General features: G+C 60.1%; 13 protein-coding genes and 1 pseudogene. 11 read left to right on the plus strand and 3 right to left on the minus strand.

Translation table 11 applies throughout. The annotated features are described in order from the left end of the window. The 3 genes from AC1DH9_RS07910 to AC1DH9_RS07920 all read left to right on the plus strand — a co-directional run. A partial coding sequence (locus tag AC1DH9_RS07910; RefSeq protein WP_477808012.1) for an FAD-linked oxidase C-terminal domain-containing protein occupies positions 1–542 on the plus strand: 542 nt, incomplete at its 5' end. Positions 543–579: 37 nt separating this feature from the next. Beyond that, positions 580–1245, plus strand: coding sequence for a fumarylacetoacetate hydrolase family protein (locus tag AC1DH9_RS07915; RefSeq protein ID WP_427532616.1), 666 nt, complete (start codon positions 580–582; stop codon positions 1243–1245). Further along, on the plus strand, positions 1235–2146 hold the full coding sequence (locus AC1DH9_RS07920; protein WP_427546635.1) for an SdiA-regulated domain-containing protein: 912 nt from the start codon (positions 1235–1237) through the stop codon (positions 2144–2146). Before AC1DH9_RS07915 ends, AC1DH9_RS07920 begins: the two co-directional genes overlap by 11 nt. Positions 2147–2268: 122 nt before the next feature. Here the strand turns inward: AC1DH9_RS07920 and rpiA are convergent, their stop codons facing one another. Further along, positions 2269–2943, minus strand: a complete 675-nt coding sequence (gene rpiA, locus AC1DH9_RS07925) for a ribose-5-phosphate isomerase RpiA (protein WP_427546632.1) — start codon at positions 2941–2943, stop codon at positions 2269–2271. 145 nt (positions 2944–3088) lie between these two features. Here rpiA and ilvA point away from each other — a divergent pair, with 145 nt between their 5' ends. After that, a complete protein-coding gene (gene ilvA / locus AC1DH9_RS07930) occupies positions 3089–4603 on the plus strand; it encodes a threonine ammonia-lyase, biosynthetic (protein ID WP_427532622.1) in 1515 nt (504 codons plus the stop codon). Between the two features lie 39 nt (positions 4604–4642). Beyond that, the gene (locus AC1DH9_RS07935) at positions 4643–5068 is read left to right on the plus strand and encodes a DUF2269 family protein (RefSeq protein WP_477808013.1); all 426 of its coding nucleotides are present in this window, start codon (positions 4643–4645) and stop codon (positions 5066–5068) included. Positions 5069–5203: 135 nt separating this feature from the next. Here the strand turns inward: AC1DH9_RS07935 and AC1DH9_RS07940 are convergent, their stop codons facing one another. Further along, positions 5204–5860, minus strand: coding sequence for a histidinol-phosphatase (locus AC1DH9_RS07940; RefSeq protein ID WP_477808014.1), 657 nt, complete (start codon positions 5858–5860; stop codon positions 5204–5206). A gap of 144 nt (positions 5861–6004) precedes the next feature. On the opposite strand from AC1DH9_RS07940, the gene AC1DH9_RS07945 reads away from it, so the two are divergent. Then, positions 6005–6484, plus strand: coding sequence for an RNA pyrophosphohydrolase (locus tag AC1DH9_RS07945; RefSeq protein WP_008064982.1), 480 nt, complete (start codon positions 6005–6007; stop codon positions 6482–6484). 22 nt (positions 6485–6506) lie between these two features. After that, positions 6507–8786: a phosphoenolpyruvate--protein phosphotransferase gene (ptsP, locus tag AC1DH9_RS07950; protein ID WP_477808015.1), complete on the plus strand. Its 2280-nt coding sequence runs from the start codon at positions 6507–6509 to the stop codon at positions 8784–8786. A 130-nt stretch (positions 8787–8916) separates the two neighbouring features. On the opposite strand, the gene AC1DH9_RS07955 is transcribed toward ptsP, so the two are convergent. Next, positions 8917–9663 (minus strand): NRDE family protein, encoded by a 747-nt coding sequence (locus AC1DH9_RS07955; RefSeq protein ID WP_427546200.1) that lies wholly within the window; start codon positions 9661–9663, stop codon positions 8917–8919. A 122-nt stretch (positions 9664–9785) separates the two neighbouring features. On the opposite strand from AC1DH9_RS07955, the gene AC1DH9_RS07960 reads away from it, so the two are divergent. The 4 genes and pseudogenes from AC1DH9_RS07960 to AC1DH9_RS07975 all read left to right on the plus strand — a co-directional run bounded on the left by AC1DH9_RS07960 (position 9786) and on the right by AC1DH9_RS07975 (position 12904). Continuing rightward, the gene (locus AC1DH9_RS07960; protein WP_054594512.1) at positions 9786–10568 is read left to right on the plus strand and encodes a sulfite exporter TauE/SafE family protein; all 783 of its coding nucleotides are present in this window, start codon (positions 9786–9788) and stop codon (positions 10566–10568) included. Positions 10569–10664: 96 nt separating this feature from the next. Continuing rightward, entirely contained in the window at positions 10665–11480 is an 816-nt protein-coding gene (gene lgt / locus AC1DH9_RS07965; RefSeq protein ID WP_477808016.1) for a prolipoprotein diacylglyceryl transferase, read from the plus strand. Positions 11481–11545: 65 nt separating this feature from the next. Then, a pseudogene (locus tag AC1DH9_RS07970) lies at positions 11546–12514 on the plus strand (thymidylate synthase); the annotation flags it as partial. Between the two features lie 186 nt (positions 12515–12700). Beyond that, positions 12701–12904 (plus strand): co-regulatory protein PtrA N-terminal domain-containing protein, encoded by a 204-nt coding sequence (locus AC1DH9_RS07975; RefSeq protein WP_019694124.1) that lies wholly within the window; start codon positions 12701–12703, stop codon positions 12902–12904. Positions 12905–13268 lie beyond the last annotated feature (364 nt).

Raw genomic sequence — 13268 nt, forward strand, 5'->3', positions numbered from 1 at the left:
CCACCGAAGAAGTGGCCAACCATGCACTGGAAACCTTCGAACACTGCGTTGAAGAGGGCTGGGTGCTCGATGGTGTGATGAGCCAGAGCGAATCGCAACTGCAAAACCTCTGGAAGCTGCGCGAATACATCTCCGAGACCATTTCCCACTGGACGCCGTACAAGAACGACATTTCGGTCACTGTGTCGAAAGTCCCGGCATTTCTGAAGGAAATCGACGCGATCGTCGGCGAACACTACCCGGATTTCGAAATCGTCTGGTTCGGCCACATCGGCGACGGCAACCTGCACCTGAACATCCTCAAGCCAGAGAGCCTCAGCAAGGACGAGTTCTTCGCCAAGTGYGCGACCGTCAACAAGTGGGTGTTCGAAACCGTCGAGAAGTACAACGGCTCGATCTCGGCCGAGCACGGCGTGGGCATGACCAAGCGAGATTACTTGACCTACAGCCGTTCGCCGGTTGAGATCGAGTACATGAAAGCGGTCAAGGCGGTGTTTGACCCGAATGGCATCATGAACCCGGGCAAAATCTTCGCTGTTTGAAGCCGCTGTACCGGATGAATCAATAAGGGAGTCGGTAATGAGCTATCAGCACCAGTATGTCGACGGTACACGTATTCATTTCCCGGTCGGGAAAGTGGTGTGCATCGGGCGTAACTACGCCGAACACGCCAAGGAACTGGATAACCCGGTGCCAACCGAGCCGCTGCTGTTCATCAAACCGGGCAGTTGCGTGGTGTCGCTGGAGGGTGGTTTTGCGATTCCGGCCGAGCGTGGTTCGGTCCACTACGAGGCAGAAATCGCCGTGTTGATCGGCAAGCCGTTGTCGACCAAGCCAAGCCGCGAAGAAGTGCTGGACGCGATCTCCGGGTTTGCGCCGGGGCTGGACCTGACCTTGCGCGACAAGCAGGCCGAGCTGAAATCCAAAGGCCTGCCATGGGAAATCGCCAAGTCGTTCGACGGCGCCTGCGTGCTGGCTCCATTTGTGGTCAGCAGCACGTTCCCGGACCTGACCGATATCGGTATTCGCCTGACCATCAACGGTGAAGTTCGCCAGGACGGCAACAGCAGCTTGATGCTCAACCCGATCGTGCCAATGATCCAGCACATGGCAGGCTGCTTCTCGCTGCAAGCCGGTGACGTGATCATGACCGGCACTCCGGCTGGCGTCGGTCCGTTGAACGTTGGCGATGAACTGGTGCTGGAATTGCCGGGCGCCGGCAGCTTCAAGAGCAGTGTTCGCTAAACCGCAATACAGAGTCCTGATCGTGCTCTTCGCCGCAGTCGTGGCGTTGGGCGCGGCTGGGCAGCATTATCGTTTGTTCGAGCGCGGCTGGTTCAACCTGCAAGCCTGGTTGCACCCGGCCGATGGCGAGTCCATGGCACTCAACGATTACCAGGTGGTTGTCGAGGCGAAGGTCATTGACGGGCTGAGCGCGGACGTTTCGGCGCTGACGTTTGATCCGGTGCGCCAAAGCCTGTTCACCGTGACCAATAAAAACTCCGAGCTGCTCGAGCTGTCCCTCGACGGGCGAATCCTGCGCCGCGTGACGCTGATCGGGTTTGGCGACCCGGAAGCGGTGGAGTTCATCAGTGCCGATACCTATGTGATCGCCGATGAATATCAGCAGCGCCTGATCAAGATTCACCTGACGGATGAAACGGAGTTTCTCGACGCTGCGGATTCCGAGCAGATGACCCTTGGCGTGCACATGAGCAGCAATAAGGGCTTTGAAGGCCTGGCCTACGATTCGGTGGGCAAGCGGTTGTTCGTCGCCAAAGAGCGCGACCCGATGCTGATCTACGAAGTGCAGGGCTTCCCGCATTACAACCCGGAGAAATCCTACGCGGTGCATGTGGTCAACAACCCCAAGCGTGATGCCGGGCTGTTCGTGCGCGACCTGTCGAGCCTGCAATATGACAAGCGCAGCGGCCATTTGCTGGCGCTGTCGGATGAGTCGCATCTGGTGCTGGAACTGGATATCGACGGTCGGCCGTTAAGCACGATGTCGCTGGACAAAGGGCAGCAGGGTTTGCAAAAGACAGTGCCGCAAGCAGAAGGGATCGCCATGGACGACAGCGGCACGATGTACCTGGTCAGCGAGCCCAACCTGTTTTACGTCTTCAAAAAGCCACCACAGCCCTGATCAACCCCGCAAAACAATGTGGGAGCGAGCCAGCTCGCGATAGCGGTCGGTTATTCAACATCGATGTTGAATGTGCCGGACTAATCGCGAGCAGGCTCGCTCCCACAGGTTTTGTGTTCGCCTTACTTGGCGCGCAGGGTCTTCACGCCTTCACTGGTGCCCAGCAGCAGCAAATCTGCCGGACGGGCGGCGAACAGGCCGTTGGTGACCACGCCGACGATGGCGTTGATTTGAGTTTCGAGTTCGACCGGGTTGGTGATCTGCATGTTGTAGACGTCGAGGATGATGTTGCCGTTGTCGGTCAGCACGCCTTCGCGGTAAACCGGATCGCCGCCCAGCTTCACCAGTTCGCGGGCCACGTGGCTGCGGGCCATCGGGATCACTTCGACCGGCAGTGGGAAAGTGCCCAGGACCGGCACCAGTTTGCTGGCGTCGGCGATGCAGATGAAGGTCTTGGCCACGGCAGCAACGATCTTTTCGCGGGTCAGGGCTGCGCCACCGCCCTTGATCAGGTTCAGGTGTTCGTCGCTTTCATCGGCGCCATCGACATAGAACTCCAGGTCGCTGACGGTGTTGAGCTCATACACCGGAATCCCGTGGGCCTTGAGGCGCGCGGCGGTGGCTTCGGAGCTGGCAACCGCGCCATCGAACGCGCCCTTGTGTTGGGCGAGTGCATCGATGAAGCAGTTGGCGGTGGAGCCGGTGCCGACCCCGACGATGCTCTTGTCGTCGAGTTTTGGAAGGATGAAATCGACGGCGGCTTGGGCCACTGCCTGTTTGAGTTGATCCTGGGTCATGCGGGCTCCGAGGTGCCAAAAGGGGAACGAAAGGCCCGCATTATAGCCCCATGCCTGGCTAAATCCTCTGGATTCGTGTGGTCGCACGGGCAAAAGCCGGGTTAGACTCCTTGGCCCTGCCCAACCCGCTCAGTGATGCTTTCCGATGCTCGAACAGTACGTCAAAAAGATCCTCACCTCGCGCGTTTATGACGTTGCCGTAGAAACCCCATTGCAGACTGCTCGCCAGCTCTCCGAGCGGCTGGGCAATACTATTTGGCTCAAGCGCGAAGACTTGCAGCCAGTGTTCTCATTCAAGATTCGCGGCGCTTACAACAAGCTGACCCAATTGAGCGATGAAGAGCGCGCCCGTGGCGTGGTCACCGCCTCGGCAGGTAACCATGCGCAAGGCCTGGCGCTCGCGGCCAAAGTGCTGGGCGTGAAAGCGACCATCGTCATGCCCAAGACCACCCCCGAGATCAAGGTTGAAGGTGTGCGTTCGCGTGGCGGCAAAGTAGTGTTGCACGGTGATTCCTTCCCGGAAGCCCTGGCCTACTCGCTGAAACTGGTCGACGAAAAGGGCTACGTCTACATCCACCCTTACGATGATCCGCACACGATTGCCGGGCAGGGCACCGTGGCGATGGAGATTCTGCGCCAGCACCCGGGCCCGATTAATGCGATTTTCGTCCCGGTGGGCGGTGGCGGCCTGATCGCCGGGATTGCCGCGTACGTGAAGTACCTGCGGCCCGAGATCAAGATCATCGGTGTCGAGCCGGACGACTCCAACTGCCTGCAGGCGGCCATGGCGGCTGGTGAGCGCGTGGTTCTGCCGACCGTCGGGCTCTTTGCCGATGGCGTGGCAGTGGCGCAGATCGGTCAGCACACCTTCGACATCTGCAAGGATTACGTCGATGAAGTGATCACCGTCAGCACTGACGAGATCTGTGCGGCAATCAAGGATATCTACGACGATACCCGCTCGATCACCGAGCCTGCCGGCGCCTTGGGTGTAGCGGGGATCAAGAAGTATGTCGAGCTGTATGGCGTGACCGGGCAGACCCTGGTGGCCATCGACTCCGGCGCCAACGTCAACTTCGACCGCCTGCGCCACGTCGCCGAGCGCGCCGAGCTGGGTGAGGGGCGTGAAGCGATCATCGCCGTGACCATCCCGGAGAAGCCGGGCAGCTTCAAGGCGTTCTGCGAAGCCATCGGCAAACGCCAGATCACCGAATTCAACTACCGCTACAACACCGGCAGCGAAGCGCACATCTTTGTCGGCGTGCAGACGCACCCGGAAAACGATCCACGCAGCGCGCTGCTCGCCAGTCTGACCGAGCAGGGCTTCCCGGTGCTCGACCTGACCGACAACGAACTGGCCAAGTTGCACATTCGCCACATGGTGGGCGGTCGTGCGGCGCATGTCGTCGATGAAGTGGTGTTGCGCTTCGAGTTCCCGGAGCGTCCGGGAGCGTTGTTCAATTTCCTCAACAAGCTCGGCGGGCGCTGGAATATCTCGATGTTCCACTACCGTAACCACGGCGCGGCCGATGGTCGGGTGGTCGCCGGTCTGCAAGTGCCGCATGAAGAGCGTCATCTGGTGCCGGCGGCACTGGCAGAAATCGGTTACCCGTATTGGGATGAGAGCGACAATCCGGCGTATAAGCTGTTCCTCGGCTGAGCGTCTACGCTGCTGGTCAGTCCATAAGGAAATCGAACAATGGAAACGTTAACCGCCCTGAAAGTTGCGCATGTCCTGGCAACGGTGTTGTTGCTGGTCGGTGCGCTGGGCCTGGCGATCTGGGTCTGGCGCACGCGCCGTAACGGCGATGTGACGGCGCACGCGCGCACGTTGCAGCGGCCATGGGTGTTTGTCTGGCTGGTGATGGGCCTGGCGCTGCTGAGCATGYCGTTCACCGGATGGTGGATGGTGCACCTGGTGGGCTGGCCGCTGGGGCAGATGTGGATTCTGGCGTCCAGCGTGATCTACACAGTCGGTGCGCTGGCGATGTTCTGGCTGCTGGTGCGGCTTAACAAGCTGCGCACTGCGCCGGGTGGCAATGGCAAGTTTACGTTTGCCTTGGCGGTGTTCAGTTTTGTCTGCTTTATCGCGATTGCCGGGTTGATGGGTGCGAAACCGGTTTAAGGATTGAAACCGAGTCGTTCCCATCGCGAGCAGGCTCGCTCCCACATTAGATCTTCAGTGAACACAGATTTTGTGAACGGCGAGATCCAGTGTGGGAGCGAGCCTGCTCCGGGCGGCGTTCCGACGATGGCGATTTCAGTCGCGCAACGACATGATCGGCCAGCCACGTTTCTGTGCTTCGGCGCGCRGATTCGGGTCCGGGTCCACGGCCACCGGGTTTGCCACTTCCTCCAGCAATGCCAGGTCATTCATCGAATCGCTATAGAAATAGCTGTCTTCGAGCGACATGCCGGTCTCTTCCAGCCAACGATTCAGGCGCGTCACCTTGCCTTCACGGTAGCACGGCACGTCGGTGCTGCGTCCGGTGTAGCGGCCGTCGACCATTTCGCATTCGGTGGCAATCAGGGTTTCGACGCCCAGGCGCTGGGCAATGGGACCTGTGACGAAGCGGTTGGTGGCGGTGATGATCACCAGTTTATCGCCGGCAGCCCGATGCCTGGCCAGCAACTCGAGCCCCTTGGACAACACGAGCGGCTCGATGCAGTCGCGCATGTAGTCGCGGTGCCATTCGTCCAGCAGGGTCATCTCGGTACGGCCGAGGATTTCCAGGCAAAAGTTCAGGTACTCGGCCTGGTCCAGCTTGCCGGCCAGGTAGTCCTGGTAGAACTCATCGTTGCGCGTTTTGTAGGCGACGGCATCGAGGAAGCCGCGTTCGCACAGGTAATCGCCCCACGCGTGATCGCTGTCGCCGCCCAAAAGTGTGTTGTCCAAGTCGAATAAAGCCAGACGCATTTGCAGTTACTCGCTGAAAAGTCTGTAAAAAGGTCTCCAGAATACGGTCTTTTCACAAGAGTGCACATAACGTAGGAAGCTTCGTTGCCGCCTTCACGACCTTTGTGGAACAATGCGACGACATGCGTTTGCGAGGTTGTTGCCGTGATCGACCCCGATGGTTTCCGCCCCAATGTCGGGATCATTCTCACGAATGATGCCGGCCAGGTGCTATGGGCTCGCCGTATCAATCAAGATGCCTGGCAGTTTCCTCAAGGTGGTATCAACCCTCAGGAGACGCCAGAAGACGCCTTGTACCGCGAGTTGAACGAAGAAGTGGGGCTGGAGCGCGAAGATGTTGAAATTCTCGCCTGCACCCGGGGCTGGTTGCGCTATCGTTTGCCGCAACGCCTGGTCAGAACGCACAGCCAACCGCTGTGCATTGGCCAGAAACAGAAGTGGTTTCTCCTGCGCCTGGTCTCCAACGAGCAGCGGGTGCGGATGGATTTGACCGGTAAACCGGAGTTCGATGGCTGGCGCTGGGTCAGTTATTGGTATCCGTTGGGCCAGGTGGTGACATTCAAGCGCGAGGTTTACCGCCGCGCTCTCAAAGAGCTTGCCCCGCGCCTTTTAGCGCGCGACTGACGACGGAGTTCGACCCCGAGCCATGCTCAATACGCTGCGCAAGATCGTCCAGGAAGTTAACTCCGCCAAGGATCTCAAGGCGGCGTTGGGGATTATTGTGTTGCGCGTCAAAGAGGCCATGGGCAGCCAGGTCTGCTCGGTCTACCTGCTCGACCCCGAAACCAACCGCTTCGTGCTGATGGCCACCGAGGGCTTGAACAAGCGCTCGATCGGCAAGGTCAGCATGGCGCCCAACGAAGGTCTGGTTGGCCTGGTCGGCACGCGTGAAGAACCCCTCAACCTCGAAAACGCCGCGGATCACCCGCGCTATCGCTACTTCGCCGAAACCGGTGAAGAGCGTTATGCCTCGTTCCTCGGAGCCCCGATCATTCACCACCGCCGTGTTGTCGGCGTGTTGGTCATCCAGCAAAAAGAGCGTCGCCAGTTCGACGAAGGTGAAGAAGCCTTCCTGGTGACCATGAGCGCCCAGCTCGCGGGCGTTATCGCCCACGCCGAGGCCACCGGTTCGATCCGTGGCCTGGGGCGTCAGGGCAAGGGCATTCAGGAAGCAAAGTTCGTCGGCGTACCCGGCTCGCCCGGTGCGGCGGTCGGTACTGCGGTGGTCATGTTGCCGCCGGCCGATCTGGACGTGGTGCCTGACAAGACCATCGCTGATATCGAAGCAGAGCTGGGCCTGTTCAAGACCGCCATCGAAGGCGTACGCGCCGACATGCGTGCGCTGTCCGCCAAGCTTGCCACGCAATTGCGGCCGGAAGAGCGGGCGCTGTTCGACGTCTACCTGATGATGCTCGACGACGCTTCGCTGGGCAGCGAAGTGACCACCGTGATCAAGACCGGCCAGTGGGCCCAGGGCGCACTGCGTCAGGTGGTCACCGATCACGTCAACCGTTTTGAATTGATGGACGACGCCTACCTGCGTGAGCGTGCCTCGGACGTCAAGGACCTTGGCCGACGCCTGCTGGCTTACCTGCAGGAAGAGCGTCAGCAGACGCTGGTCTATCCCGACAACACCATTCTGATCAGCGAAGAACTGACGCCGGCGATGCTCGGCGAGGTGCCGGAAGGCAAGCTGGTGGGTTTGGTGTCGGTACTCGGTTCCGGCAACTCCCACGTGGCGATCCTGGCGCGAGCCATGGGTATCCCGACGGTGATGGGCCTGGTCGACCTGCCGTATTCCAAGGTCGACGGCATCCAGATGATCGTCGACGGCTACCACGGCGAGGTCTACACCAACCCGAGCGACGTGCTGCGCAAGCAGTTCGCCGACGTGGTCGAGGAAGAGAAGCAACTGGCGCTGGGGCTGGATGCACTGCGCGACTTGCCATGCGTGACGATCGACGGTCACCGCATGCCGCTGTGGGTTAACACCGGCCTGTTGGCGGATGTGGCGCGGGCGCAGAAGCGCGGTGCCGAAGGCGTGGGTCTGTACCGCACCGAAGTGCCGTTCATGATCAATCAGCGCTTCCCGAGCGAAAAGGAGCAGCTGGCGATTTATCGCGAGCAACTCGCGGCCTTCCACCCGCAACCGGTGACCATGCGCAGTCTGGACATCGGCGGCGACAAGTCACTGTCGTACTTCCCGATCAAGGAAGACAACCCGTTCCTCGGCTGGCGCGGGATTCGCGTGACCCTCGACCACCCGGAAATCTTCCTGGTACAAACCCGCGCCATGCTCAAGGCCAGTGAGGGCCTGAACAACCTGCGCATTTTGCTGCCGATGATCTCTGGCACGCATGAACTGGAAGAAGCCCTGCACCTGATTCACCGCGCCTGGGGTGAAGTGCGCGACGAAGGCACCGATGTGCCGATGCCGCCAGTTGGCGTGATGATCGAGATTCCCGCAGCGGTGTACCAAACCAAGGAACTGGCGCGGCAGGTGGATTTCCTGTCGGTCGGCTCCAACGACCTGACCCAATACCTGCTGGCCGTCGACCGTAACAACCCGCGGGTGGCCGATCTTTACGACTACCTGCACCCGGYGGTGCTGCAAGCCCTGCAAAACGTGGTGCGCGATGCACATGCCGAAGGCAAGCCGGTGAGTATCTGTGGCGAGATGGCCGGTGATCCGGCGGCGGCGGTGCTGTTGATGGCGATGGGCTTCGACAGCCTGTCGATGAACGCCACCAACTTGCCGAAAGTGAAGTGGATGCTGCGCCAGGTCAACCTGAGCTGGGCCAGGGATCTGCTTGCCGAGCTGATGACCATCGACAACCCGCAAGTGATCCACAGCTCGCTGCAACTGGCGCTGAAGAACCTTGGGTTGGCGCGGATGATCAATCCGGCGGCGATCAAGCCTCTCTAAAGCGCTGACGGCCTCATCGCGAGCAGGCTCGCTCCCACATTGATTTGTGTAGGTTCATTATTTTGTGATCAACACAAAACCCTGTGGGAGCGAGCCTGCTCGCGATGAGGCCAGTTCAGGCAGCACAAAGCTAAAGCCTGATCTCCACTTCCCCAAGATGCCCGCCATACGGCCCGAAACTTCGTTCAACCATATGCCGCGTCCCGTCCGCCCGCACAATCAGCGCGGTACTCGCCCGCGTGCCATACGTGGGGCTGGCTATAAACACGCTCGACAACAAACTCTCGGTCGCAAGACCAACCCCGGTATCCGGCAAGTCGGCGAATGGCGCTGTTTGCGGGTCGCCTAAAAGGGCCAGCAAGGCCTGTGGCTGCGGGTCGGCCAGGACTTCACTCAACGCCGCCTTGGCCTTGAGCACTTTCGGCCACGGCGTATCAAGCCCGGCATTCGACAATCCATAGATGCCTGATTGCAGTTTGCCTGGCCCAGGCGTGCGCGCGTTGTAATGCCACAGCTCATGACGATTGCCGATCAGCAGATTAAACCCGGCATATTCCGGTGATCTGTCGACAACCTCGGCCAAATACTGATCAACCGGTAAGTCGCCGGTGAGAAACCCTGCCACCAGCTCGCCTCGTGATTTGCGCGCCGGCGGCTGGTGCGGGTCGCGGATGTTGGTCAATGCGGCAAAGCGCCCGTCGGCGCCAATGCCCAGCCAGGTGCCACCCGCTTCCAGGTCGCGTCCGGCGTACACCTCTGGCGTCTCGGGCCATTGCGCCAGCGGCAGGCTGGGGCGCGCATAAAACTCGTCGCGGTTGGCCGCAACGATCAGCGGTGTCGCATGACCCGGCCGCCAGGCGAAGACGATCAAGCACATGGGGTTATCCCTCTTGGCTTTTTGCCCACTTTACGCATAGAACTGGCGGGTATCCATCGCCATCCAGTGGAGCTTGAGGCCATGCATCCGTTACCATGCCGCACTTATTTCGGGGTGCAGTCATGGAATTTCCGCTCTATCTGCTGCTGGGGGCCTGTGCCGGCGTGCTGGCCGGGCTGTTTGGGGTGGGCGGCGGGATCATCATCGTCCCGGTACTGGTGTTCAGTTTCACCTTGCAGGGTTTTGATGTGTCGGTGCTGACTCACCTGGCCGTCGGCACGTCGTTGGCGACGATCATCTTCACGTCGGTCAATGCAGTGCGCGAACATCATCTGAAAGGCGCGGTGCGCTGGCCGATTTTTGTCTGGATGACTGTCGGGATTCTGATCGGCGCGGGTTTTGGCGCGCTGACGGCCGAAGCCATCTCGGGACCGCATTTGCAGAAGATCATCGGCGTGTTCGCGTTGGTCATTGCCTTGCAGCTGGCGCTGGAGGTCAAGCCCAAGGCCAGCCGAACGGTGCCTGGCAAATTCGGCCTGACCCTGGCCGGCAGTGTGATCGGCTGGGCTTCGGCGATTTTCGGGGTCGGCGGGGGCTCGCTGACGGTGCCGTTTCTGACCTGGCGCAGTGTGCCGATGCAGCAAGCCGTGGCCACTTCTTCGGCCTGCGGTCTGCCGATTGCGCTCGTCAGTGCATTAAGTTTCATGATTTTGGGCTGGCACGATCCACGTCTGCCGGCTCATAGTCTCGGGTTCATTTATTTACCGGCGCTGTTGGGCATTGCCCTGACCAGCATGGTCTTTGCCCGCATCGGTGCGCGACTGGCCCACAAGCTGTCACCGCGGTTGCTGAAAAGACTGTTTGCCGCGTTGCTGTTTTGCGTGGGTTTGAGCTTTTTGCTTTGAGCTCTTTTGCCGGGAGCAGCGACGCAATCCTGGCTTAATCCAGGCGTGGCACGGTCGCGCAGGAATTTTACGTTTCAACTCTAACGAGGAGTCGCAATGCTGCCTTACCCGCAGATTGACCCGGTGGCCCTGGCCATCGGCCCGCTGAAAATCCACTGGTACGGCCTGATGTACCTGATTGGCATCGGCGGCGCCTGGCTGCTGGCGTCGCGACGGTTGAACCGTTTCGACCCGACCTGGACCAAGGAGAAACTCTCCGACATGGTCTTCTGGATGTCGATGGGTGTGATTGTCGGCGGCCGACTGGGCTATGTGCTGTTTTACGATCTGAGTGCTTACCTGGCCAACCCGACGCTGATTTTTGAAGTGTGGAAGGGCGGCATGTCGTTCCATGGCGGGTTCATCGGCGTGATGCTGGCGGCCCTGTGGTTCGGCAGAAAGAATGGCAAGTCGTTCTTCCAGCTGATGGATTTTGTCGCACCGATGGTGCCGATCGGCCTGGGGGCCGGGCGTATCGGTAACTTCATCAACGCCGAGTTGTGKGGCAAGCCGACCGACCTGCCGTGGGCAATGATCTTCCCGCCGTTCAGCGACCCGGCACAGCTGCCGCGTCACCCGTCGCAGCTGTATCAGTTTGCGCTGGAAGGCGTGGCGCTGTTCCTGATCCTCTGGTTGTTCTCGCGCAAGCCGCGGCCGACCATGGCCGTGTCCGGGATGTTCACGCTGTTCTACGGTATTTTCCGATTCATCGTCGAATTTGTCCGCGTGCCGGACGCGCAACTGGGCTATCTGGCCTGGAACTGGCTGACCATGGGCCAGGTCCTCTGCGTACCGATGATCCTTGCCGGTCTGTTCCTGATCTGGCTGGCTTATCACCGTGCTCCGGCGGCTCCGGTTGCCCCGACTGCTTAAGAGCCGTCGCGCTCTACATTCGAATCCCGGGGCTTTGGTCCCGGGTTCAAGGACACAGGTAACTCATGAAGCAATATCTCGATCTGGTCGCCCACGTCATCAAGAACGGCACCAAGCAAGCCAACCGTACCGGCGTGAACACCATCAGCTTTCCCGGCGCGATGCTGCGCTATGACCTGAAGGAAGGTTTCCCGGCGATCACTACCCGCAAGATGGCGTTCAAATCGGCCATCGGCGAGATGGTCGGTTTCCTGCGGGGCGTGAACAACGCGGCGGAGTTCCGGGCATTGGGCTGCAAGGTCTGGGACCAGAATGCCAATGAAAACGCCCAGTGGCTGGCCAACCCGTTCCGTCAGGGCGAAGACGACCTGGGCGAGATCTACGGCGTGCAATGGCGCAAGTGGCCGGCGTACAAGCAGATCCCGGTCAGCAATCAGGCCGCTATCGAACAGACGTTGAGCCAGGGTTATCGGCAGATCGCTGAAGGTGAAGAAGACGGCCAGGCCTATGTAGTGCTGTACAAGGCAATCGACCAGATTCGCCAGTGCGTCGACACTATCATCAAGGACCCGGGCAGCCGGCGTATCCTGTTCCACGGCTGGAACTGCGCCCAGCTCGATGAAATGGCCCTGCCGCCGTGCCATCTGCTGTATCAGTTCCACCCGAACATCGAGACCAAAGAGATCTCCCTGACGCTCTACATCCGCTCCAACGACCTGGGCCTGGGCACGCCGTTCAACCTCACCGAAGGTGCCGCGCTGCTGAGCCTGATCGGTCGCCTGACCGGTTACACGCCGCGCTGGTTCACCTATTTCATCGGTGACGCCCATGTCTACGAAAACCACCTGGACATGCTCAACGAACAGCTCAAGCGCGAGCCGTTCCCGATGCCAAAACTGGTGATTTCCGACCGTGTGCCGGAGTTCGCCAAGACCGGCGTGTATCAGCCGGAGTGGCTGGAACAGATCGAGCCGAGCGACTTTTCGCTGGAAGGTTATGAGCACCACGCCCCAATGACCGCGCCAATGGCGGTCYGAATACCTCCAGCCCTGATCGTTCCCACGCGTGGGAACGATCAAGCGTCAGCACCGCGAATCTAAAAGTCTACATGTCAGAAAATTCATCTCCCGGGGAAAGGGCCGATAAATAGCGCCCTATAGGATGAGCTCCAGTCAGGCCAATACAGGGTCTGGCAGAACCCAACTACTGGAGAGTTCCCGATGAAATCCCTGAAAGCTTTTTTGGTCGTTTCCCTGATGTGCGCTTCTGTGGCTGCGATGGCAGAAGGCGGCGGCGACAAGGTCCAGGCCCGAATGGACGCCGCGCGTGATGTGGCGATGGTTCACTATCAGCAGTCTGAACATGCGCAGGCTGTGGCGAGCAGTCAGAAAGCCCAGTCCGACACTGTCGAACGCTCGAATTGACGGCGGCTTTTACCCAGTTGCTGACGTGCCGTGTGGCAGCAGAACTTGTGGCAAAACAGGTGTCAAACGCCTGAAGCCCGGATGGCGGGGTACTCCGACTGTCCGGGCGATTGAAATTCGTAGGATAGGGGCCGCTCAGCGTGTGATCGCGGTGCGGGGATTTCTGATGACCTGAATGGCGTCTATGTGTGGAAGAACTCAATCGCAGCCTGTTCCTGGCGATCAACGCCAGCGCAGATGCCTCGGCGCCCATGCGGTCCTTGGCGATGTTTCTGGCGCAGTGGCTGATCTTCTGTGTACCTCTTTTGCTGGCCGGGTTGTGGTTGCAAGGCGCACGCCGGCAGCGGGCGGTGGCGCTCACTAC

The sequence above is a fragment of the Pseudomonas sp. 05T35 genome, assembly GCF_056396605.1.